At 72.3% G+C, this 22,495-nt stretch carries 21 protein-coding genes and 1 rRNA gene; 16 read left to right on the forward strand and 6 right to left on the reverse strand.

All coding sequences use genetic code 11. The annotated features are described in order from the left end of the window. The 9 genes from rrf to CHR28_RS29825 form a co-directional block, all read left to right on the forward strand. Nucleotides 1-92: ribosomal RNA gene (gene rrf / locus CHR28_RS29785) — 5S ribosomal RNA — on the forward strand; the annotation flags it as partial. 61 nt (nucleotides 93-153) lie between these two features. Further along, the gene (locus tag CHR28_RS29790; RefSeq protein ID WP_094056814.1) at nucleotides 154-798 is read left to right on the forward strand and encodes an HAD family hydrolase; all 645 of its coding nucleotides are present in this window, start codon (nucleotides 154-156) and stop codon (nucleotides 796-798) included. A gap of 75 nt (nucleotides 799-873) precedes the next feature. Continuing rightward, nucleotides 874-2,091 carry an MFS transporter gene (locus CHR28_RS29795; protein WP_094056815.1) on the forward strand — a complete coding sequence of 406 codons (1,218 nt, stop codon included), beginning with the start codon at nucleotides 874-876 and terminating at the stop codon, nucleotides 2,089-2,091. Next, nucleotides 2,042-3,214 (forward strand): acetoin utilization protein AcuC, encoded by a 1,173-nt coding sequence (locus tag CHR28_RS29800; RefSeq protein ID WP_094056816.1) that lies wholly within the window; start codon nucleotides 2,042-2,044, stop codon nucleotides 3,212-3,214. Before CHR28_RS29795 ends, CHR28_RS29800 begins: the two co-directional genes overlap by 50 nt. Before the next feature lie 101 nt (nucleotides 3,215-3,315). After that, complete coding sequence (locus tag CHR28_RS29805) at nucleotides 3,316-4,131, forward strand: phosphatase (RefSeq protein WP_094056817.1); 816 nt, start codon at nucleotides 3,316-3,318, stop codon at nucleotides 4,129-4,131. A 129-nt stretch (nucleotides 4,132-4,260) separates the two neighbouring features. Then, complete coding sequence (locus CHR28_RS29810) at nucleotides 4,261-4,473, forward strand: helix-turn-helix domain-containing protein (protein WP_004984898.1); 213 nt, start codon at nucleotides 4,261-4,263, stop codon at nucleotides 4,471-4,473. Nucleotides 4,474-4,628: 155 nt separating this feature from the next. Beyond that, the gene (locus tag CHR28_RS29815; protein WP_003948845.1) at nucleotides 4,629-4,727 is read left to right on the forward strand and encodes a 30S ribosomal protein bS22; all 99 of its coding nucleotides are present in this window, start codon (nucleotides 4,629-4,631) and stop codon (nucleotides 4,725-4,727) included. Nucleotides 4,728-4,930: 203 nt separating this feature from the next. After that, on the forward strand, nucleotides 4,931-5,992 hold the full coding sequence (locus CHR28_RS29820) for an NAD-dependent epimerase/dehydratase family protein (RefSeq protein WP_094056818.1): 1,062 nt from the start codon (nucleotides 4,931-4,933) through the stop codon (nucleotides 5,990-5,992). A gap of 14 nt (nucleotides 5,993-6,006) precedes the next feature. Next, nucleotides 6,007-7,062 (forward strand): lysophospholipid acyltransferase family protein, encoded by a 1,056-nt coding sequence (locus tag CHR28_RS29825; protein WP_094056819.1) that lies wholly within the window; start codon nucleotides 6,007-6,009, stop codon nucleotides 7,060-7,062. Nucleotides 7,063-7,118: 56 nt separating this feature from the next. Here the strand turns inward: CHR28_RS29825 and CHR28_RS29830 are convergent, their stop codons facing one another. The 3 genes from CHR28_RS29830 to CHR28_RS29840 form a co-directional block, all read right to left on the reverse strand. Further along, a complete protein-coding gene (locus tag CHR28_RS29830) occupies nucleotides 7,119-8,369 on the reverse strand; it encodes a DUF5667 domain-containing protein (protein WP_179272603.1) in 1,251 nt (416 codons plus the stop codon). A 236-nt stretch (nucleotides 8,370-8,605) separates the two neighbouring features. Continuing rightward, nucleotides 8,606-9,376, reverse strand: coding sequence for an ECF subfamily RNA polymerase sigma factor, BldN family (locus tag CHR28_RS29835; RefSeq protein ID WP_031117141.1), 771 nt, complete (start codon nucleotides 9,374-9,376; stop codon nucleotides 8,606-8,608). Between the two features lie 348 nt (nucleotides 9,377-9,724). Next, nucleotides 9,725-10,642: an HAD family hydrolase gene (locus CHR28_RS29840; RefSeq protein ID WP_094056821.1), complete on the reverse strand. Its 918-nt coding sequence runs from the start codon at nucleotides 10,640-10,642 to the stop codon at nucleotides 9,725-9,727. Between the two features lie 169 nt (nucleotides 10,643-10,811). Here CHR28_RS29840 and CHR28_RS29845 point away from each other — a divergent pair, with 169 nt between their 5' ends. The 5 genes from CHR28_RS29845 (at nucleotide 10,812) to CHR28_RS29865 (ending at nucleotide 16,604) form a co-directional block, all read left to right on the forward strand. Next, the gene (locus CHR28_RS29845; protein ID WP_094056822.1) at nucleotides 10,812-11,081 is read left to right on the forward strand and encodes a glutaredoxin family protein; all 270 of its coding nucleotides are present in this window, start codon (nucleotides 10,812-10,814) and stop codon (nucleotides 11,079-11,081) included. 312 nt (nucleotides 11,082-11,393) lie between these two features. Further along, the gene (locus tag CHR28_RS29850; protein ID WP_094056823.1) at nucleotides 11,394-12,158 is read left to right on the forward strand and encodes a redox-sensing transcriptional repressor Rex; all 765 of its coding nucleotides are present in this window, start codon (nucleotides 11,394-11,396) and stop codon (nucleotides 12,156-12,158) included. Further along, nucleotides 12,155-13,909 (forward strand): glutamyl-tRNA reductase, encoded by a 1,755-nt coding sequence (locus CHR28_RS29855; protein ID WP_094056824.1) that lies wholly within the window; start codon nucleotides 12,155-12,157, stop codon nucleotides 13,907-13,909. Before CHR28_RS29850 ends, CHR28_RS29855 begins: the two co-directional genes overlap by 4 nt. Continuing rightward, nucleotides 13,906-14,901 carry a hydroxymethylbilane synthase gene (gene hemC, locus CHR28_RS29860; RefSeq protein ID WP_094056825.1) on the forward strand — a complete coding sequence of 332 codons (996 nt, stop codon included), beginning with the start codon at nucleotides 13,906-13,908 and terminating at the stop codon, nucleotides 14,899-14,901. Before CHR28_RS29855 ends, hemC begins: the two co-directional genes overlap by 4 nt. Then, nucleotides 14,898-16,604 carry a uroporphyrinogen-III synthase gene (locus CHR28_RS29865; RefSeq protein WP_094056826.1) on the forward strand — a complete coding sequence of 569 codons (1,707 nt, stop codon included), beginning with the start codon at nucleotides 14,898-14,900 and terminating at the stop codon, nucleotides 16,602-16,604. The genes hemC and CHR28_RS29865 overlap by 4 nt, the downstream gene beginning before the upstream one ends. Before the next feature lie 126 nt (nucleotides 16,605-16,730). Here the strand turns inward: CHR28_RS29865 and CHR28_RS29870 are convergent, their stop codons facing one another. After that, entirely contained in the window at nucleotides 16,731-18,119 is a 1,389-nt protein-coding gene (locus CHR28_RS29870; protein ID WP_094056827.1) for an FAD-binding oxidoreductase, read from the reverse strand. Nucleotides 18,120-18,330: 211 nt separating this feature from the next. Here CHR28_RS29870 and hemB point away from each other — a divergent pair, with 211 nt between their 5' ends. Continuing rightward, nucleotides 18,331-19,329 (forward strand): porphobilinogen synthase, encoded by a 999-nt coding sequence (hemB, locus tag CHR28_RS29875; protein WP_094056828.1) that lies wholly within the window; start codon nucleotides 18,331-18,333, stop codon nucleotides 19,327-19,329. A 23-nt stretch (nucleotides 19,330-19,352) separates the two neighbouring features. On the opposite strand, the gene CHR28_RS29880 is transcribed toward hemB, so the two are convergent. After that, nucleotides 19,353-20,090, reverse strand: a complete 738-nt coding sequence (locus CHR28_RS29880; RefSeq protein ID WP_094056829.1) for a DUF4232 domain-containing protein — start codon at nucleotides 20,088-20,090, stop codon at nucleotides 19,353-19,355. Nucleotides 20,091-20,317: 227 nt separating this feature from the next. Between CHR28_RS29880 and CHR28_RS29885 the strand changes: the two genes are divergently transcribed. Further along, complete coding sequence (locus CHR28_RS29885; protein ID WP_094056830.1) at nucleotides 20,318-21,766, forward strand: helix-turn-helix domain-containing protein; 1,449 nt, start codon at nucleotides 20,318-20,320, stop codon at nucleotides 21,764-21,766. Nucleotides 21,767-21,827: 61 nt separating this feature from the next. Here the strand turns inward: CHR28_RS29885 and CHR28_RS29890 are convergent, their stop codons facing one another. Then, complete coding sequence (locus CHR28_RS29890) at nucleotides 21,828-22,310, reverse strand: hypothetical protein (protein ID WP_094056831.1); 483 nt, start codon at nucleotides 22,308-22,310, stop codon at nucleotides 21,828-21,830. Nucleotides 22,311-22,495 lie beyond the last annotated feature (185 nt).

A 22,495-nucleotide genomic window follows, 5' to 3' on the forward strand; every position in this document is an offset into this window, starting at 1 on the left:
CGCCCGGTTACATTCCGAACCCGGAAGCTAAGCCTTACAGCGCCGATGGTACTGCAGGGGGGACCCTGTGGGAGAGTAGGACGCCGCCGAACAATTCTTGGGAAAACCCCCGTATCAATAGATACGGGGGTTTTCTGCGTTTAGGCTCGGCTTATGCGCTATGACCTCGTGATCTTCGACAACGACGGTGTCCTCGTCGACAGTGAGCCCATCTCCAACCGGCATCTCGCCGCCTATCTGACCGAGCTCGGGCACCCGACCACCTATGAAGAGTCCCTGCGCGACTACATGGGCTCCGCCATGCACCGTATTCACGAGCTGGTGGCCGAGCGGACCGGGCGGCGGCTTCCGGCCGACTTCGACGACGTGTTCCACGCCCGGGTTTTCGCGGCCTTCGAGCGGGAGCTGAAGCCGGTGGCCGGTGTCGAGGAGGTCCTGCAGAAGCTGGTCGCCGACTCCGTGCCGTACTGCGTGGCCTCGTCCGGGAGCCATGAGCGGATCCGGGTGGGGCACCGGACGACGGGGCTCGACCGGTGGTTCGACGAGGGGCTGATCTTCAGTTCGGAGGACGTGGGCCGGGGGAAGCCTGCGCCGGATCTGTTCCTGTACGCGGCCGAGCGGATGGGGGTCGCGCCGGAGCGGTGTGTCGTCGTCGAGGACAGTCCGCTGGGCGTGCAGGCGGCCGTCGCGGCCGGGATGGACGTGTACGGGTTCACCGCCATGACGCCGGCGGAGCGGCTGGCCGGGGCCGGGGGGCTCTTCTCCGACATGGGGGAGCTGCCGAGCCTGCTCGTGTGAGGGCGCGGAAGCTGAACCTGATTCATCTTTGACCGGATCTACCCACGGGTAGGCCGGAGCCCTACGCTCGCCGCCATGACTGATGTGCTGCGGCGCGGCAGGGCCTCGTTGGCGTTCGGCTTCCTTGTGCAGGGGGTCGCCTTCGCTCTGCTCGTGACGCGGATTCCGGCCATCCAGGACCGGTACGGGGTCTCCGACGCGCTGCTGCCGGCGTTTCTGGCCGCCGTGCCGATCCTCGCCGGGGTGGGGAGCGTGAGTACCGAGCGGCTGGTGAAGCGGGTGCCGCCGAGCCGGCTGCTGCGGTGGTCGCAGCCCGTGGTGCTGCTGGCGCTGCTCGGTGTCGGGGCCGGGGAGCGGATGGTCGAGCTGGCCGTCGCGCTCGCGGCGTTCGGGCTCGCCGTGGGGATGCTCGACGCGTCGATGAACATGCTCGGCGTGAGTCTGCAGCGGTCGTACGGGCGCAGCATCATGCTGAGTTTCCACGCGGCCTACAGTCTCGGCGGGATCGTCGGGGCCTCGCTGGCCTGGGCCGGGGCGCACTGGGATCTGGCGCTGTGGGTGTCGTATCTGCCGGTCGTGGCGGTGCTGCTGCCGGCGGTGCTGGTGGGCAGCCGGTGGTACGTGGACGACCGGGGCCCGGCCGCCGCGGGGGAGCAGAAGGAGGGCGAGGGCCAGGTCCTCGTCTTCAGGTGGCTGTGGCCGCTGTGTCTGGTGATGACGGTCGCCTACATCGGGGACTCGACCGTCTCCAACTGGAGCGCCAAGTATCTGCAGGACGTGCTGGGGAGCTCGGAGCAGCTGGCGACGGTGCCGTACAACGTGTACATGGTCACCACGCTGCTGGGGCGGGCGATCGGGGACTTCGGGGTGCGGCGGTTCGGGGCCGTGGCGGTCGTGCGGGGCGGGGCGCTGGTGGCGGCCGGGGGGTTCGCCGTGGTGGCCGGGGCGCCGGGGGCGTGGGTGGGGATGCTGGGGTTCACGCTGCTGGGGCTGGGACTGTGCGTGCTGGTGCCGCAGACGTTCGCGGCGGCCGGGAGGCTGTTCCCGGGGGCTTCGGACGCGGCCGTGGCGCGGCTGAACGTCTTCAACTACGTGGGGTTCCTGATTGGTTCACCGTTGGTGGGCGCGCTCGGCGATCTGTGGAGCTATCGCGGGGCCATGCTCGTGCCGATGGTGTTGGTGCTGGTGACGCTGGTGTACGCCCGGTCGTTCGCGCCTCAACCGGACCGATACGGTGGCGGGCATGAGCGGCCGCGCACAGCTGATGTGGGACGAGGCAGTAACGGGCTATGACTTCGGTCCGGGGCATCCGATGGACCCGGTCCGGCTCGCCCTGACCCGGAGACTGGTCGACGCCTTCGGGCTGGACCGGGAGGTGGAGGTGGTCGCCGCGAAGGCGGCCGGGGAGTCGACGCTGCGGCTCGTCCACCGGGAGGACTACATCGCCGCGGTGAGGGCCGCGTCGGCGGATCCGGGGGCGGCGGACCAGTCGTACGGGCTCGGGACGATGGACGATCCGGCGTTCGCGGGGATGCACGAGGTGTCCGCGCTGATCGCCGGGCAGTCGGTCGGTGCGGCGGAGGCCGTGTGGCGGGGTGAGGCGCTGCACGCGGTGAACTTCGCGGGCGGGCTGCACCACGCGATGCCGGGTGCCGCGTCCGGGTTCTGCATCTACAACGACGCCTCGCTGGCCATCGCCCGGCTGCTGGAGCTCGGGGCCGAGCGGGTCGCCTACGTCGACGTGGACGTGCACCACGGGGACGGGGTGCAGGCGGCGTTCTGGGACGACCCCCGGGTGCTGACGATCTCGCTGCACGAGCATCCCCGGACGCTGTTCCCGCAGACCGGGTGGCCGGAGGAGACCGGGGCGGACGCCGCGGAGGGCTCGGCGGTGAACGTGGCGCTGCCGGCCGGGACGGGGGACGCCGGGTGGCTGCGGGCGTTCCACGCGGTGGTGCCGGAGCTGATCGCCGACTTCCGGCCGCAGGTGCTGGTGACGCAGCACGGGGCCGACACGCACTTCGAGGACCCGCTGGCGCACCTGGCGGTGTCGCTGGACGCGCAGCGGGCCGTGCAGGCGGCCTGTCACGACCTGGCGCACGAGCACGCCGACGGCCGCTGGGTGGCCCTGGGCGGGGGCGGGTACGCCGTGGTGGACGTCGTGCCGAGGTCGTGGACGCATCTGACCGCGATCGCGGCGGGGAGGCCCGTGGCGCCCGAGACGGTGATCCCCGAGTCGTGGCGGCAGGAAGTGTTCGCGAAGACGCGGCAGTTGGCGCCCGGGCGGATGACGGACGGGCGCTGGCCGGTGGAGTGGACCGGCTGGGAGCAGGGGTACGACCCCGCCGACCGGCTGGACCAGGCGGTGCTGGCGACGCGGCGGGCGGTGTTCCCGCTGCGCGGGCTGCTGGCCTGAGCGGTCCGGCCGGAAGGGGGCCCGCGGGGGTCCTTACGCCGACCGTGCGGTGTTCGCCCGTTCCCGGGACATCCACGGGCCCGGTCGCGGACGATCGCCGTGTGCTGAGCCCCGAAGCCCTTCGTGCGCATCTGGTCGGCGCGCGGCTCGCCGGGGTGGTGGCGACCCCGCGGGAGGAGAGTCTGCGCCGCTACCGGCTGTTCGCCGCGCGGGATCCCCGTGTGCTGCTCGGTATCGATCCCGAGGGTGCCTGGGAGCAGCGGGACGTGGTCGCCTTGATGGCCGACCGGTGCGGCGTATCGGCCGATGTCCGCCGGACCTCCGGTCAGGATGTGATCGACCCCGGCCGGACGGTGGCCGCGCTGGACGCCTTCGCGGACCGTCTCGCCGAGGTCGCCAGGCGGGGTGCGCCCGTGCTCCTCGGTACCGGTCACCCGCACCGGCTGCTCGGTTTCTACGCCGCTCTGGCAGACGCGCTGTCGGCGGCGGGGTGTGCCGTCCTCACCCCCGCGCAGGGTCGCTGTGTCGACATAACGACCCGGTTCGGTCTACGTACGTACAACCTCGCCTACGTACGAGGAGTCGCGCTGGTGCGGGCCCCCGGCGCGGAACGCCCCGGTTGTGAGCCCGGCGCACATACGCACTCACCGCTCCCGGTTCGTACCGTGCTCGCCGCTGCCGCGGAGGCCGGCGGGCCCCTGCCCGAGCTGGTGATCGGGGACCACGGCTGGGTCTGCGGGGCAGGTCAGCTGGGGTTCGAGGCGATCGGGCCGGCCGATACGGACGACCCGGCGCTGTTCGTGGGGGAGGCCGAGGGGTCCGTGTCCGTCGCCGTTCCACTTGATGACGGCGTGCGGTCTGATTACTACCTGCCGCTTACCCGCTACGTACTCAATCGGGCGTGTCTGTCACAGTAGGCCGCCGATGGGTGCACCTCTTCCCCACTCGCATCACCCGCCCCTACATTGGGGAGTGAGCACGCAGCGACGAAGAGTCACCGGAAGGGGAAGCCGGTGGCCGTCGAGTGCGGAAGGTTCAGGTGTGTCATGGCTGCAGCTGGCGAGAGGCCTCTGAACGAGGTTCAGTTCCTTACCGTGGCGGAAGTCGCCTCGGTGATGCGAGTGTCGAAGATGACCGTGTACCGGCTGGTGCACAGCGGTCATCTGCCCGCGATCCGTGTGGGGCGGTCCTTCCGCGTCCCGGAGCAAGCGGTTCACGAGTACCTCCGCGAGAGTTACGTGGGGGTGGAAACGGCCTGACGGCTGGGGCGGGGTGGTTCCTCACAGGGCACTCGGGATCACCCCGGCCCCCTCGATTACGACCTCAGCGCTCGGGCGGGTAGGCTGGCCCCTCGTAGGTCGTATGGGCCCATGGCGCCCAAACACCGAGTGATGAGAAGTGAGCGAGGGTAGTCGTGGGCTCTGTTATCAAGAAGCGGCGCAAGCGGATGGCGAAGAAGAAGCACCGCAAGCTGCTCAAGCGCACGCGCGTTCAGCGTCGTAACAAGAAGTAGGTTCGCGACGCGGACGCCGCGAGAGCGTTGCTGTGGCCCCCCACCCACGGGTGGGGGGCCACACGCATGTCCGGCTCCCGCATCCGGCTGCTTCCGTCACTTCGCGCATCGGGCGGTCATCACAGCGCAACACCGACCCGCTAAGTTGGCGTCACGGGGGAACGCGGCGGGACAAGAGGTTTTCTGGAAGGAAGGCGCGGATCTTGGGCAAGGTCGTGCTCGTCACCGGAGTGGCCCGCCAGCTGGGGGGCCGGTTCGTCCGGCGGATCCAGCGTGACCCCGAGGTGGACCGGGTCGTCGCCGTGGACGCGGTGCCGCCCGAGCACCACCTGGGCGGTGCGGACTTCATCCAGGCCGACATCCGCCAGCCCGGCATCGCGCGGGTGCTCGCCGAGACGGGCGCCGACACGATCGTCCACCTGGACGTGACGGGCACGCCGCTGGGCAGCGGCAGCCGGGCCTCCCTGAAGGAGACCAACGTCATCGGCACCATGCAGCTGCTCGGTGCCTGCCAGAAGTCCCCGAGCGTGCAGCGGCTGGTCGTGAAGTCCAGTACGAACGTCTACGGTTCGGCGCCCCGCGATCCGGCCGTCTTCACCGAGACGACCCCGCCCAAGTCCCTGCCGAGCGGCGGCTTCGCCAAGGACACCGTCGAGGTCGAGGGCTACGTACGGGGGTTCGCGCGCCGCCGGCCCGATGTGGCCGTGTGCGTGCTGCGGTTCGCCAACATCCTCGGCCCGGCCGCGGACACCCCGCTCGCCTCGTACTTCGCGCTGCCGGTGCTGCCGACGGTGTTCGGCTACGACCCGCGGCTGCAGTTCGTGCACGAGGACGATGTCATCGAGGTGCTGCGGATCGCCTCGCACGAGCCGAGGCGCGGCACGCTCAACAGCGGCACCTTCAACATCGCCGGTGACGGTGTGCTGCTGCTCTCCCAGTGCTCCCGGCGCCTCGGGCGCCCCACGGTGCCTCTGCTGCTCCCGGCGGTCACCTGGGCGGGCTCGCTGGTGCGTACGCTGGGGATGTCGGACTTCTCGCCCGAGCAGATCCGGCTGCTCACCCACGGCAGGGTCGTGTCCACGGGACAGATGCGCGAGACGCTGGGATTTCAGCCCAAGTACACGACCGCGGAGACGTTCGCGGACTTCGCCCGCAGCCAGGGCCCCGGGCTGCTTCCGCCGGAGGCCGTCGCGGCGGCCGTCGACCGGATCGCCGCGCTGCCCCTCGCGGGCGGCGGTCAGCCCCCGACGCCGAGCGCCAACTGAGGAGCGCATCAACGATGGCGGATGCCAAGGTCATTCCGTTCGACGACGACCGGTCCCGGGGGAGCGGCGCGCAGCGCCCCCAGCGGCGCCGGAGCGGGGGGAACCGCCGCCCGGGCTCGGAGTCCGCGGCGGTCCGGGAGGTGCACCCCCTGCCCACCGGGCCCGCTGAGCAGGATGATGTTCCCGTGACAGCGGAGGAACAGCGGCCGGAGCGGCCCCGGGACGCCGAGAGCGGCCTAGAGCGGCGGATCGCGGGCGGCCTGTCCTTCCTGCGCCGCCGCCTCACCGGTGACTACGAGGTCGACGACTTCGGCTACGACGAGGAGCTCACCGACCAGGTCCTGATGTCCCTGCTGCGCCCGCTGTACGAGAAGTACTTCCGGGTCGAGGTGAAGGGCGTGGAGAACATCCCGTCCGAGGGCGGCGCCCTGATCGTCGCCAACCACTCCGGGACGCTGCCGATGGACGGCCTGATGATGCAGGTCGCCGTGCACGACAACCACCCGGCGGGCCGGCATCTGCGGCTGCTCGCGGCGGATCTGGTGTTCATGCTGCCGGTGGTCAACGAGCTGGCCCGCAAACTGGGCCACACCCTGGCGTGCGCGGAGGACGCGGCCCGGCTGCTGGAGCAGGGCGAACTGGTCGGGGTGATGCCGGAAGGCTTCAAGGGCCTCGGCAAGCCCTTCGCGGACCGCTACAAGCTGCAGCGCTTCGGCCGCGGCGGTTTCGTCTCCACGGCCCTGCGCGCCGGGACGCCGATCATTCCCTGCTCGATCGTCGGGGCCGAGGAGATCTACCCGATGATCGGCAACGCCAAGACGGTCGCCCGGCTGCTGGGCTTCCCGTACTTCCCGCTCACGCCGACCTTCCCGTGGCTGGGCCCGCTCGGGGCGATCCCGCTGCCGACCAAGTGGACGATCCAGTTCGGCGAGCCGATCCCCACGGGCGGCTATCCGCCGGAGGCGGCCGAGGACCCGATGCTGATGTTCAACCTGACCGACCAGGTCAGGGAGCAGATCCAGCACACGCTGTACAAGCTGCTGGTGCAGCGGCGGTCCGTGTTCTTCTGAGGTACGACGATGGGGCGCCCCTCGCTGGAAGGGGCGCCCCATCGTCGTACCACCGGCTAGTCGGCGTCCTCGCTGTCGATGCCCAGACCGGGCAGCAGGCCCGGCAGGAGCGGAGGGAGCGTCACATCCGGCTCGGGGGCGGGAGTGGCGCCGTCCGCGGACGGGGAGGTGCTGGCGTCGGTGTCCTTCGGCGGGTCGAGGAGGCCGCCGGTGTTGCCGCCGAGCAGGCCGTCGTCCTCGCTGCCTGAGCCGGTCGAGCGGCTGGGGCTGCCGCTGCCGGTGCTGCCTTCCTCGCTGTGCCGGCCGCCGCCGTCGCTGGGACGGGTCGAGCGGTCCGTGCCGGAGGAGCCGCTGGGGGCGGACTCGGAGGCGCCCTGCCGCTTGCCGTCGCCGCCGCCCGTGGCCGGGGGCTCGGGCAGCAGGGACCGCAGCGGGGCCACGTCCTCCTCTATGGCGTCGAACACCGAGGACACCTGGTCGCTGACGTCCCCGAGCTGGACGGGGAGTCTGTCGCGCAGTTCGCCCCAGGCCTCGCGGTGGGAGCGGGAGAACGCCGACAGGGCCTGGATGGGGCCCAGCGAGTCCGGGTCGCGCTCGTACGCCTCGCTCAGCAGCCGGTGGCCCTCGGAGGCGTCGTGCCGCATCCCGGACAGGGCGCGGCGGATCTCGCCGAGGGACTCGTGGTCCAGAGGGCCGCTGCGGCCGCGCTCCATCAGGCGACGGGCTTCGCTGAGGCGCGTGGAGGCGTGGTCGAGGTAGACCCGGCCGCGCTCGTCCGCTCCGTCGGCGAGGCCGAGCTTGACGTCCTCGATGCCGCGCTTGAGGCCGTAGAGCGAGTCGCCGGGCAGGGCGTCCGAGCTGGCGGCGGAGACTCCGCCGAAGGCGCTCGCGGCCACGCCGACGCTCAGTCCGCCCGCGGTGAGGCCCTTGGCGAGGCGGGACCGGGGCCGGAACTTCTTCAGGGAACTCGCGCGGTGAGCGCCACGGGCGCGGGTGGAGCGCTGCTCCGGGACCGCGCGGTCCGTCGCCCCGCCTCCCGCGGTGCCCTCCTGCAGCATGGCCTCGAACGCGGCCACCAGCTGGGCCCGCTGGACGACCTTGACCTCCGGGTCCAGCTCCGGCTTGGGCAGCGCGCCGAGACCGGAGGCGAGCGCCAGCAGGCGCCCCCCTTCGGTCGCTTCCGCGGCTGCCGGGGCCGGTGCCGCGCCCTCGGACTGCTCGGCCGCCGCCGTGCCCGGCTCGGACTGCTCCTCCAGGGCCTGGGCGAAGGCGTTCGCCCGCCGGTGCGCCGATACGTTCGCGATCACTGGCGGCACCTCCTCTCGTCATGACGGTCGACTCCCCAGGGGGTCCTGAGGGTTGCACACCCTGATGACAACCACACGATCGAGTGATCGGAGTCGGCCAGGGGGTGACCACAGGGAGCCTGCATCCCGCACAACGAGCGGCGCGGCACTTGGGTTACGGACGTCGGACGATCGAATGCCGAAGTCAACGGACTTTCACGGACTGTGAGTTGACTGTCGCCGTGCGTGCGGGGCGGTCAGCGGGCGTCTTCCGGGAGGAGCCGGGCGAGGGTGCGCACGGCCCGGTACTGGAGGGTCTTGATGGCGCCCTCGTTCTTGCCCATGACCCGGGCGGTCTCGGCGACGGAGAGGCCCTGGAGGAAGCGGAGCGTCACGCACTCCTGCTGCTGGGGGTTGAGTCGCCGCACCGCGTCGAGCAGGGCGGCGTTGGAGAGGGACTCCAGGACGGAGTCCTCGGGGGAGCGCTCGACCTCGTTGGCGTCGAGCATCTCGCCGGTGGTGACCTCCAGCCGGAAGCGGCTGGACTTGAAGTGGTCCGCGACGAGGTTGCGGGCGATCGTGACGAGCCAGGCGCCGAAGTCGCGGCCCTGCCAGGTGAACGTGCCGATGCGGCGCAGGGCGCGCAGAAAGGTCTCGCTGGTGAGGTCCTCGGCGGTCGCCTTTCCTCCGACCCGGTAGTAGATGTACCGGTAGACGGTGTCGCTGTACTGGTCGTAGAGGCGGCCGAAGGCGTCGGCCTCGCCGGCCTGGGCGCGCTCGACGAGGTCCATCATCCGGGCGCTGTCGCTGTCCGCCGCCGGGCGGCGGGCGGTGGCCGCCCCGGACGGGCGGCCTCGTCTGCCGACCGCGGCGCTGCCGTCGGCCAGTGCGTAGCACGGACCGACGGGCGCGGCGGTGGCGAATGCGGGGACGGCGTACGCGGTGGGGACGAAGCCGCGCAACAGGTCGAGGACCGTTGCGCGCAGCGTAGCCAGGCCCGAGGCGTCAACCCCGACGTGTGGGTACACGGGACTCCCAGAGGCAGAGCTTCCATCACGTGCAGTGCGGGACCTTTCACCCGTCGTAGCGACGGAGGGGTACCGGTTTGCGTCTGAGGAGAATAACGCTTCGTGCAGGCACTGCTACACCGAGTTGCTCAAATCATCGATTACGTCGCTTCCGTAACCGATTGACGCCGTATCAAGTGCCGGAGCGTGAACGGTTGTTGATCGGAAAGGTTCGGATCGGGGCTGAGTCCAGGGCGTGTTGTGGCCGTGTCCAGCCAAGAGGACTGGACACGAGGTTGTGGGGGTACGCCAGTTGGATTTACGGGGTTTGTCATCCCGTAAACGAAGGTGTCCCGCTTTGATCGACCGTCAGCGACGGCGGCGGTGCAGGGCGATCGCGGCCGCCGTGCCGCCGGCCACCGCGCCGACGCCCGCGGCGGCGGGGATGCCGACCTTCGCGGCCTTGCGGCCGGTGCGGTAGTCGCGCAGGCGCCAGTCCAGCCGGCGGGCGTGCTTGCGCAGCTTGGAGTCCGGGTTGATGGCGTAGGGGTGGCCGACCAGCGAGAGCATCGGGATGTCGTTGTGCGAGTCGCTGTAGGCGGCGCAGCGGCCGAGGTCCAGGCCCTCGGCGGCGGCCAGGGCGCGCACGGCCTCGGCCTTGGCGGGGCCGTGCAGCGGCTCGCCGACGAGCTTGCCGGTGTAGACGCCGTCGACGGACTCGGCGACCGTGCCCAGGGCGCCGGTCAGGCCGAGGCGGCGGGCGATGACCGTGGCGATCTCCACCGGGGCGGCCGTGACCAGCCATACCTTCTGCCCGGCGTCCAGGTGGGCCTGGGCGAGGGCGCGGGTGCCGGGCCAGATGCGCTCGGCCATGTACTCGTCGTAGATCTCCTCGCCGATCGACTGCAGTTCGGCGACGCGGTGGCCCTTGACGATGGACAGGGCCGATTCGCGGGCCTCCTGCATGTGCTCGGGGTCCTCGACGCCGGCCAGCCGGAACCACGCCTGCTGCCAGGCGAAGCGGGCGAGCTCGCGGGTCTCGAAGAACTTCCGCTTGTACAGACCCCGTCCGAAGTGGAACAGGGCGGCGCCCTGCATGACGGTGTTGTCCAGGTCGAAGAAGGCGGCGGCCCGGTCGTCGCCGTGCACCGGGAACTGCGGTTCCTCGGTCGTGCCGGCGACTTCCTGGGAGGACTTGCGTGCTGCCTCCGCCGAGGCCTCGCCTGCCAAAACGCTCCGCGCCGTGGCGGAACGCCTACGGGGGGTGAGCCATCCGAGAGCGGCCATGGCGTGAGCATAGCCAGTTTGTTCGGGGGTTCCGGAGTCGAGAGGTTTGGACCCTGTGAACTCTCGGCGAGCGTGTCGTTAAAGATGCCGTGCGGGCCGGGCGCGTCCGGCGTGTCCGCTGGTCTTCCGCGGGACTTCCGCTCGTTCCCGGGCGCGCGACAATGGCGGAATGAGCCCTCTCTTCCGCCGCGAGCCCCCTCGGGACCGGCTCGTCACGCTGATCCGCAAGCCCGGCTGTCATCTGTGTGACGACGCACAGGTCGTCGTGGAGAAGGTCTGTGCCGACCTGGGCGTTCCCTGGGAGCAGAAGGACATCACCGAGGACCGGGAACTGCACGACCAGTACTGGGAACAGATCCCGGTCGTGCTGGTGGACGGCGCGCAGCACACGTTCTGGCGCGTGGACGAGGGCCGCCTGCGCAGGGCGCTGACCGACTGAGCGCGGCCGTGAGCGGACTGACCGAGCAGTACAAAGTGGCCGGAACGTCGCTTAGGATCGATGGTGACTTGGTCTCGGGGGCGGGATTCACTGAGGAAGTGTGTGGTTTTGCCCCCAGAAGACAAGGAACGGTGGTGCCTGTGCGCCGGTTCCCCACCCGTGCGCCGGGGGCGCGTGAGCCCGGTCACGTTGGGCGGGCAAATCGGACACCATCTTTGTGCACGCGTTCACAAAGACATAGCCTGCATTCGACGGGGCGGTCATGTAGGGACGTATGACCGCCTACAGCCCCGCTCTACCCGCAGGAGCACCGTGGCAACTGGCCGAACTCACCGACCGGCGACCCGCAGCCGAGGGATTCCCGAGGCCACCGTCGCCCGGCTTCCGCTGTACCTCCGCGCGCTGACCGCACTGTCGGAGCGCTCGGTACCCACGGTCTCCTCCGAGGAGCTCGCGGCCGCGGCGGGAGTCAACTCCGCGAAGCTGCGCAAGGACTTCTCGTACCTCGGCTCGTACGGCACCAGGGGTGTCGGCTACGACGTCGAGTATCTCGTCTACCAGATCTCCCGCGAACTGGGGCTCACCCAGGACTGGCCGGTTGTGATCGTCGGTATCGGCAACCTCGGCGCCGCCCTCGCCAACTACGGCGGGTTCGCCTCCCGCGGCTTCCGGGTCGCCGCGCTGATCGACGCCGACCCGGCCATGGCCGGCAAGCCCGTCGCCGGGATCCCGGTGCAGCACTCCGACGACCTGGAGAAGATCATCCAGGACAACGGCGTGTCGATCGGTGTCATCGCCACCCCCGCCGGTGCCGCCCAGGCCGTCTGCGACCGGCTCGTGGCCGCCGGGGTCACCTCCATCCTGAACTTCGCGCCGACCGTGCTGTCCGTGCCCGACGGCGTCGACGTGCGCAAGGTCGACCTCTCCATCGAACTGCAGATCCTCGCCTTCCACGAGCAGCGCAAGGCCGGTGAGGAGGCCGCCGCCGCCGACGGTGGCGTCCCGGCCGCCGCCGCCCGCGGCGAGTCCGCCGACCAGGGACCCGACGGGGACATGCCCGCCGTGATGCCGGCATGAGCCTCCTCGTCGTCGGACTCAGCCACCGCAGCGCCCCGGTCAGCGTCCTGGAGCGGGCCTCGCTCCCCGCGGACGCCCAGGTCAAGCTGCTCCAGGACACCGTCGCCGCCGAACCGGCGACCGAGGCCGCGGTGCTCGCCACCTGCAACCGCATCGAGCTCTACGCCGACGTGGACAAGTTCCACGCCGGTGTCGCCGAGCTGTCCACGCTGCTCGCCCAGCACAGCGGGGTCGGCCTGGAGGAGCTCACTCCCTATCTCTACGTGCACTACGAGGACCGGGCCGTCCACCACCTGTTCTCGGTGGCCTGCGGCCTGGACTCGATGGTCGTCGGCGAGGGGCAGATCCTCGGCCAGATCAAGGACTCCCTGGCCCGGGCGCAGGAGCTGCACTCCGCGGGCCGGCTGCTGAACGACCTGTTCCAGCAGGCCCTGCGCGTCGGCAAGCGCGCCCACTCCGAGACCGGCATCGACCGCGCCGGCCAGTCCCTGGTCACCTTCGGCCTGGAGCAGCTGGCCGGGGGCGGCGACGTCCAGGAATGGGCCAAGGGCAAGAAGGCCCTGGTCATCGGGGCCGGGTCGATGTCCTCCCTGGCCGCGGCCACGCTCGCGCGGGCCGGGGTCGCCGAACTCGTCGTCGCCAACCGCACCTTCGACCGCGCCGAGCGGCTCGCGCAGATCCTCAGCGAGGGCGACGACACGGACGTGCTGGCCCGCGCGGTCCCGATGGAATCGGTGCCGGTCGAGCTGACACGTGCCGACGTCGCCGTCTCCTGCACCGGCGCCACGGGCCTGGTCCTGACGGCCGAGGCGGTCGCCCGGGCCGTCGAGGGCCGTGCGCCCGCGCCGTCGGCCGACGCCGACGGACCGGTGACACCGGGCGGCAGCGGCCGTACCGCCGCGCCGGACGCGCCGCAGGGCGGGCTGCCCGCCACCGGCCCCGGCACCGACGACGGCTGCCCGCTGGACCTCTCCGCGGTGCAGGGCACCGCCGGGTTCTCCGTGCTGGGCGAGGCCGCCGTGGCCGGGATGGCCGCCGCCGACCTCGAACAGCACGCGGCGTGGGTGGACAACGGCACGCCCGGCGGCGGCCAGCGGGCCGCGGCCCCGGCGCGCCCCGGCACCCTCGACCCGGCCGCGGACACCGACGCCATCGCCGCGCTCGCCGCGACCGTGGCCACCGTCGGCCGGATCCCCGAGCGGCGCCGCCCCGAGCCGGCCGAGGAGCCGCACCGGCCCGAGCCCGTGCTGTTCCTGCTGGACCTGGCCATGCCGCGCGACATCGACGCGGCCGCGCACCGGCTGGCCGGGGTGCGGCTGGTGGACATCGAGTCGCTCGCGGAGGCCTCCGCGGACGCTCCGATGGCTGCCGATGTGGACCAGGTCAGGCGTATCGTCTCCGACGAGGTCGCGGCCTTCGGGGCGGCGCTGCGGGCCGCGCACATCACGCCGACCGTGGTCGCCCTGCGCACCATGGCCGCCGATGTCGTGGCCAGCGAGATCGCCCGCCTGGACGGACGGCTGCCCGGCCTCGACGACAAGCACCGGGCGGAGATCACCCAGACCGTGCGGCGCGTGGTCGACAAGCTGCTGCACGCGCCGACCGTGCGGGTCAAGCAGCTCGCGGCCGAGCCCGGCGGCGCCGGGTACGCGGACGCGCTGCGCACCCTGTTCGACCTCGACCCCGAGACGGTGGCCGCCGTCTCCCGAGCCGAGGACAGCACCACCCAGAGAGACCGAGGCCCGGCATGACTGACAAGGCGCTGAGGCTCGGCACCCGACGGAGCAGACTCGCCATGGCCCAGTCCGGCCAGGTGGCCGAGGCCGTGAGCCGGGTGACCGGGCGGCCCGTGGAGCTCGTCGAGATCACCACGTACGGCGACGTCTCACGTGAGGCGCTCGCCCAGATCGGCGGCACCGGCGTGTTCGTGACCGCCCTGCGCGACGCGCTGCTCAGGGGCGAGGTGGACTTCGCGGTGCACTCCCTGAAGGACCTGCCGACCACGCAGCCCGACGAACTGGTCGTGGCCGCCGTGCCCGAGCGGGAGGACCCGCGTGACGTCATCGTCGCCCGGGACGCCCTGAAGTTCACCGACCTGCCCTCCGGGGCGCGCATCGGCACCGGTTCGCCGCGCCGCATGGCCCAGCTCAACGCGTACGCGCGCAGCCACGGCCTGGACATAGCGACGGTTCCGATCCGCGGCAACGTCGACACCCGCATCGGGTTCGTGCGCAAGGGCGAGCTCGACGCCGTCGTGCTGGCCGCCGCCGGGCTGAACCGGATCGGCCGCGGTGACGAGGTGACCGACTTCCTGTCGGTCGACACGGTTTTGCCCGCCCCCGGCCAGGGGGCCCTGGCGATCGAGTGCACCGCGGCCGACGCGGACCTCGTCGCCGCGCTCGCCGAACTCGACGACCCGTTCACGCGGGTCGCCGTGACGGCCGAGCGGTCACTGCTCGCCGCCCTGGAGGCCGGCTGCAGCGCCCCCGTGGGCGCGCTGGCCGACCTTCCCCCGCTCTCGGCTCCGCTGGAGCGGGGGGACCGCCAGGCCAACGGGCAGATTGTCAAGGAAATGCGCCTGCGCGGCGTCGTCGGGACCACCGACGGCACGCGCATGGTGCAGCTGTCCACCACCGGTCCCGTGCCCGAGACGCACGACGGGGCAATGGCGCTCGGTCGCGAACTCGCGGCCGAGATGCTCGCCCAGGGCGCGGCCGGTCTGATGGGGGAGCGAGCACAGTGAGCCCCACCACCCTTTCCGCCGGTCCTGAACACGGGCACGTCACCTTCCTGGGTGCCGGACCCGGAGATCCGGGACTGCTGACTCTGCGCGCCGTCGAGGCACTGGCCAACGCGGACGTCCTCGTCGCCGAGCACGAAGTGCTCGACGTCGTACGTCAGCACGCCAGGCAGGGCGTCTCCGAGGTGCACACGGACGCGGATCCTTCCCAGGAACCGACTCCGGGCACAGGAACGCCCCAGCTGACGGTAGTTGACGGCACGTCAACCACCGCGCCCGTCCCCGTGGTGCGGGATGCCGCACATCTTGTCATGGAGGCCGCGCGGGGCGGCAGGCGGGTCGTGCGTGCGGTGTCCGGTGACCCGGGCCTCGACACGTACGCGGCCGAGGAGATGCTGGCGTGCGCCGCCGCCGGGGTGCCCTTCGAGGTGGTGCCCGGTATCGCGAGCGCCGTCGGTGTGCCCGCGTACGCCGGTGTGCCGCTGCGGGACGCGCAGGGCGCGGACGTGCGGTTCGTGGACGCGCGCACGGCGTCGGACCGGTGCTGGACGGAGGTCGGCGCCTCGGACGGCACGGTCGTCGTGTCCACGACGCTGGACTGCGTCGCCGCGGCCGCCGGCGAGCTCGTCTCCGCCGGGCGCAAGCCGGACACCCCGATGACGGTCACCGTCGCCGGTACGACCACCCGGCAGCGCACCTGGAGCGCCACGCTCGGCACGATCGCGCAGACGCTGAAGCAGGCCAAGGTGCTGCCCTCGCCCGAGGGCGGCCGGCCGGTGATAGCCGTGGTCGGTGAGCGTTCCGCCGCCGCCCAGCGCGACCAGCTCGCGTGGTTCGAGTCCAAGCCGCTGTTCGGCTGGAAGGTGCTCGTGCCGCGGACCAAGGAGCAGGCGGTGTCGCTCTCCGACCAGCTGCGGTCGTACGGGGCCGTGCCGCACGAGGTGCCGACGATCGCCGTCGAGCCGCCGCGCACGCCCCAGCAGATGGAGCGCGCGGTCAAGGGCCTGGTGACGGGCCGTTACGAGTGGATCGCCTTCACCTCGGTGAACGCGGTCAAGGCCGTGCGGGAGAAGTTCGAGGAGTACGGGCTCGACGCGCGTGCCTTCGCGGGCATCAAGGTCGCGGCCGTGGGTGAGCAGACCGCCAAGGCGCTGATCGCCTTCGGTGTGAAGCCGGACCTGGTGCCGAGCGGTGAGCAGTCGGCCGCCGGGCTGCTGGAGGACTGGCCGCCCTACGACCCGGTGTTCGACCCGATCGACAGGGTCTTCCTGCCCCGGGCCGACATCGCCACGGAGACGCTGGTCGCCGGGCTGATCGAGCTCGGCTGGGAGGTCGACGACGTCACGGCCTACCGGACCGTGCGGGCCTCGCCGCCGCCGGCGGAGACCCGCGAGGCGATCAAGGGCGGTGGCTTCGACGCCGTGCTGTTCACGTCGTCCTCCACCGTGCGGAACCTGGTCGGCATCGCCGGCAAGCCGCACAACGTCACGGTGATCGCCTGTATCGGCCCGGCCACGGCGAAGACCGCCGAGGAGCACGGGCTGCGGGTGGACGTCATGGCTCCGGAGCCGTCCGTGCTCAAGCTGGCGGAGGCCCTGGCCGACTTCGGCGCGAAGCGGCGGGCTGCCGCCCTGGAGGCGGGCGACCCGGTCACCCGGCCGAGCGAGCGGCGGCCGGGGGCCCGGCGCCGGCGCTCTACGACCTAGCCGGACGGACGACCCGGCCGGGCCGGGCCGACGAGCTGACCGGAGCGGCGATCCGGCCGGGCTGACTACCCGGCCGGGCGTCCCCGCCGGAGTGGCGGGTCGGGTGGGGGCTTGGGGTGGTTGTGGTTACGCGGGGGTTATCGCGTGGCCGTAGCGTAGGAGGTTGTCCGGGTCGTACGTGGCCTTGTCGTGGCGTAGGCGGGCGTAGACCTCCGGGGTCCAGGCGCGGGCGATGTCCTGTTCGTCGCCGGGTGTGCCGTGGATGTTGACCATGGTGCGGCCGGTGCCGTAGGGGGCCATGGCCGCGTACAGGCGGCGGGTCGCCTGTTCGACGGCCTCCGCCACGGGCGGCGCGGGCATGATCCCGACCGACTCCATGAAGTACCGGGCGTCACGGGCGCAGACGGCGTCCTCGACGGGGGCCGGGCGGGCCAGTGCCCCGCCCATGTGCCGCAGCGAGGCCACCAGCAGCGGGTGGTCCGCGCCGACGGCCGGGCCGACCTGCTCCAGGAACGCCCTCAGGGCGTCGGGCGGCAGGTCGCGCAGGAGCATGCAGCACTCCCGTGCGGGGAGCGGGTCCTGGGGCTCCATGTGGATGCGGTCCAGGGCCGCGTACTCCATCTCCTCCACCAGGTCGACGGCGACCGGTGCCGCGCGGCGCAGCGGGGCGATCAGCGCTTCGCCCTCGGCCGTGTCGCCCGGCCAGGCGATCGCGACCCGGGCCCAGAAGCCGCCGCGCAGGGGCTCCGGGATCTGGGGGATGGGCGGCAGGCGGAGTACCGAGAACATGCTGCACATCTCGTCCGGGACCGTGCGGGTCCAGTCCGACCAGGCGTGCAGCAGGGCCTCGGTGTGTTCGGCGTGCCAGTGCAGGCCGCCGCCGTAGAGGCGGGGCAGCGGGAGCAGTTCGGTGACCAGTGAGGTCACCACGCCCACGTTGCCCTTGCCGCCGCGCAGGGCCCAGAACAGTTCCGGCTCGTGGCGGGGGTCCGCCTCGCGCAGGACTCCGTCCGGGGTGACCACCTGGAAGGAGCGGACCAGGTCGGCGGCGTAGCCGTAGGCCCGGCCCAGGACCGGGAGTCCCCCTCCGAGGGCGTAGCCGACGACGCCCGCGTCGGTGGAGGTGCCGCACAGGCCGGCCAGGCCGTGGGGCGCGCAGGCCGCCGTCACATGGCTCCACTTCGCGCCCGCGGCGATCCTGGCGGTGCGGGTGGCGGGGTCGACCTGGACGTCCGTCATACGGGACGTGGTGATCAACAGGCCGTGCTCGATGGGGAAGTTGGCGCCGTGGCCGGTGGCCTGGACGGCGACGGGGGTGTGGGTGGCGTGGGCCCAGCGCATCGCGGCGACGACGTCGTCGGTGCCGGTGGCTCCCACGACGACGTCCGGGGTGTGGAGGGAGGCCAGGTTGAAACCGGTGACCTCGTCGGCGCAGGCGTCGTCGCCGGGGCGCAGGACGGGGCCGGAGATCTCCGAGAGGGCGAAGAGGTCGGGGGTGTGGTGGGGGGCGGTCATCGCGTCCTCCGTGGGGGCGGGTACGGAGGGACGGCGGCGGCGAGGAGAGGGGGACGGGCCGTCGGGGTCCTTGTGTTCGCTGTTTTCAGGATGGACCTCGGGGGTGGCGGGCGCATCGCGGGATGCGGGGCTCCTGGTGCGGTGCGCGGGCCGCCGGGCTCCGACACCGCGTCGGCATCGGGACGTATGGGGCGGGCGTAGCGTAGAGGGCATGACGACGTACGGATCATTTCCCGGTACGCGGCCGCGGCGGCTGCGGAGCAACCCCGTGATGCGTCGGATGGTCGCCGAGACCCGGTTGCACCCCGCCGACCTCATCCTTCCCGCGTTCGTGCGCGAGGGCGTCAGCGAGCCGGTGCCGATCGCGGCCATGCCCGGGGTCGTGCAGCACACGCGGGACAGTCTGAAGAAGGCGGCCGCCGAGGCGGTCGCGGCCGGGATCTCCGGGATCATGCTGTTCGGCGTGCCGGAGGAGTCGAAGAAGGACGCGCTCGGGACGCCGGGGACCGATCCGGACGGAATCCTCCAGGTCGCCCTGCGGGACGTGCGGGCCGAGGTCGGCGACGAACTGCTCGTCATGTCCGACCTGTGCCTCGACGAGACGACCGACCACGGCCACTGCGGGGTGCTCGACGCGCAGGGGCGGGTCGACAACGACGCGACCCTGGAGCGGTACGCCGAGATGGCCCAGGTGCAGGCCGACGCCGGCGCCCACGTGGTCGGCCCCAGCGGCATGATGGACGGCCAGATCGGCGTCATCCGCGACGCCCTCGACCAGATCGGGCGCGAGGACGTCGCCATCCTCGCCTACACCGCGAAGTACGCCTCCGCCTTCTACGGGCCCTTCCGCGAGGCCGTCGGCTCCTCTCTCCGGGGAGACCGCAAGACCTACCAGCAGGACCCCGCCAACGCGCGCGAGTCCCTGCGCGAGCTCGCCCTCGACCTGGAGGAGGGCGCCGACATGGTGATGGTCAAGCCGGCCGGGCCCTACCTGGACATCCTCGCCCGGGTCGCGGACGCCGTGGACGTGCCCGTCGCCGCCTACCAGATCTCCGGTGAGTACTCGATGATCGAGGCCGCCGCCGAGAAGGGCTGGATCGACCGCGACCGGGCGATCCTCGAGACCCTGACCGGCATCCGGCGGGCCGGGGCGCGGAACATCCTCACCTACTGGGCCACCGAGGTGGCCCAGAAGCTGAGGGATCAGTAGGGCGGTGAGCTGCGGGGCCGGGCTCAGTAGGACAGGGCCTGGTCCATGTCGTGCAGCCAGTACGTGACGCGCAGGGTGCTGTCGTAGTACACGCCCTTGGCCGGCAGGGCCGGGAGCGCGGAGGGGCCGCCGCTGCTGTTCGGCGTGCGGCCCTGGAAGCCGACCGCGAGCTTGCGGCCGGTCGTGCCGGCCTCGCCGCTGCCGTCGGCCGCCGACAGCGCCACGCCCGCGTAGCCGGACTCGCCGGGGGCCAGGGTCGTCACCGCCTGCGGCTTGGAGTCCTCGATCGCCTGCGGGGCCCACTGCATCTCGTCGAAGCGGAGCACCGGGTAGTAGGTGAGGTCGCAGGTCGCCGAGCCGGTGTTCCTGACCGTGATCAGCATGTGGTTGAGCGGGCGGGGCACCGGCCGGGCCGTGACGGTGGTGTTGGAGCCGTTGCAGGAGACGCGCGTCCGCTCGGCCGGCTTTCCGGCCTTCCCGGAGCCCTTGCCGGTGGTGCCGGTGGTGTCGCCCGTGGTGCTGTTCGTGGTGCCGGTGGTGCCGTTCGTGTTCGTGGTGCCCTTGGAGGCCTGCTGCGGGTCCTGGGCGTTCCCGGTGTTCTTCGTGGGCTCGGCGGCGGGCCGGTCCCCGGTGCCGCTCGCGCCGGGCGTGACCGACGCGCTCGCCGCCGCACCCTCGTTCTGCGTGCCCGTGCCGTCCTCGCATGCCGTGAGGGCGAGGGCGGCCAGGAGGGCGACGGGCAGGGCGTGGTACTTGCGCATGGCTGGGTTCCTTTCGGACAAAGGCGGTTGGGAAGAAGGCCCAGGCGGGTCGCTCGACCGGCGGGCCGGGAGCGGCGTGCTTGGATGACCAGAGCTTGTGGGGTGATCCGTCCCGGCCGCCACACTCGGCGGGCCATCAGGGACGCTGGAACGCCCGCACGGGGTTTGACCAGGGAAAACGACCGTTCCCTGGAACGGCGGAACGGGACACGGGGGCGGGAGGAACGGTGTCGGAGAGCACGGCAGCGGGGGAATTCGCGGCGTTGCTGCGGGAGTTGAAGGAGCGCTCCGGGCTGAGCTACGGGGTGCTCGCCAAGCGGCTGCACATGAGCACGTCGACGCTGCACCGGTACTGCAACGGGGACGCCGTACCGGCCGACTACGCGCCCGTGGAGCGGCTCGCCCGGCTGTGCAAGGCGTCGCCCGCGGAGCTGGTGGAGCTGCACCGGCGGTGGGTGCTGGCGGATGCGGGGCGTGGGCGCAAGGGGGGAGCGGGGCCTGACGCGTCCAAGTCCCTTGCGGGCGAGGGGTCTGAGGGGCCGGGTTCGGGTGGTGCGGAGCCGGGCAGTGCCGCGCCCGAGGGTTCGCCCAAGGGTTCGGGCGAGGGCGCTGTGAGCGAGGGAGCTGCGGGGGAGGGTGCTGCGGGCGAGGGCGTAGCGGGCGGAGAGGCCGGGGGTGAGGGGCCGGCGGAGAGGCCGGTGGAGGTGCTCTCGGCCCCGCCCGTCGGCCGTCGTGCGCGTCGGCCGCGGCCCGCCGTCCTCGCCGGTGTCGCGCTGGCCGTCGTACTCGGCGGGGTCGGGCTCGCCGTGGCCGTGCCGTCCGGGGGGACCGACGGCGACGGGCGGAGCGGTCCGGCGGCCGCGTCGGACCGGGATGCGCGGCGCGACGGCCCCGCGGCCGTCTCCGTGTCGCCCTCGGGCCGTTCGGCCTCACCGTCCGGGCAGAGCAAGGAGGAGGGGAAGGACAAGGGGAAGCGGGCCGCAGCGTCCGCCGCTCCCTCCGCCTCGGCCACCGGCACGGACCGTCCCGGCCGGGACGCCGCCCCCGCCGCCGGCCCGGCTCCGCTGACCGTGGACACCGAGCCGCATGCCTGGGAGAGCCCCTGCTCCCAGCGCTACCTGGTGAATCTGCCGCCGGGCCGTGTGGTGCCGCCGCCGCTGGAGCAGGACGCGCCGGGCTGGGTGGCGGCGATGGACGCCGTTCCGTCGGGGCAGCAGCTGCTGAAGATCACCGTGCAGGGCACCGGGGACGAGACGGTGGTCCTCAAGGGGCTGACGGTCCGGATGGCCGGCAAGCGCGCGCCGCTCGCCTGGAACGACTATGCCATGGGCTATCCGGGCGTGGGCTGCGGCGGCGGGGTGCCGACCCGGTACTTCACGGTCGCCCTCGACGCGGCGCGGCCGGCCGTGGTGCCGGAGGCGGGCCACGACGACTTCCCGTTCAAGGTGAGCGAGTCCGACCCGGAGGTCTACTACATCAGCGCCGACGCCTCCGCCTACGACGTCAGCTGGTACCTGGAGTTGCGGTGGTCCAGCGGCAGCCGGCAGGGCACGCTGACCGTGGACGACCGGGGCCGGCCGTTCCGTACGAGCGGCAACAACGGGCGACCGGCGTACGAGTTCCCGCTGGGCGGCGAGAAGTGGGTGAAGGCCGGCACGACCGAGTCGTCGTCCTGACGCCCAGGTCCGGACCTCGAACAGGCCGTCAGTAGCCGGGACTTGGGGGGACGAGGGGCGCCTAGGCGTCGCCCCGGCTCAGCCGCGCGCAGCCCCATGCACCGGCCACGACGGTCAACGCCGCCAGGCCACCGATCACCCCGGTGTACGCGCCGGGGTCCAGGCCCACCCCGTCGCCCTCGTCCTCCAGCGGACCGGCCATTCCCCGGGGGTCGTACAGCACGCGCAGCCGGTCGCCCGGCTCAAGCCGCCCGGGGTCGCAGCCGTCCGTCAGCGGAGGGGAGATCTCCCGGCCGTCGCGGGTGCGCAGCGCGCACTCGTCGGTCTTGCCGTTGTCGACGTCGACCACAACGGCCTCGGTCCACCGGCCGCGTTCCTGCAGCCCCCGTTCCTCGGCCGCCTCCCGGGTGACGACCGCCAGCACGATGGCGGCGGGCAGGGTGATGACGAGGGCTCCGATGGCGAGTTTGGGGGGCTTTCTGTGCCTGATGCGGCGGAGCAGTACGCAGGGGACGACGACGAGGGCCAGGGGGATCGCCAGCACTGAGGTGAGGAAGGCCGGGGCACGTGAGAAGGGTGGCAGGGGGAGGGTCGGGGCGAGCCATGCCAGGGACACCGAGGCCGCTGTGCACGCGCTGGTGAACAGGAGCCAGTGGAGGGGGCGCGTTCGGCGTCGAGGAGATGGGTGACCGGCCCGGTCGGCCGTGCGGGCGGTGGTGCCGAGGGCGC

This window comes from Streptomyces sp. XY006, assembly GCF_002237655.1.
GTDB classification, from domain to species: domain Bacteria; phylum Actinomycetota; class Actinomycetes; order Streptomycetales; family Streptomycetaceae; genus Streptomyces; species Streptomyces levis.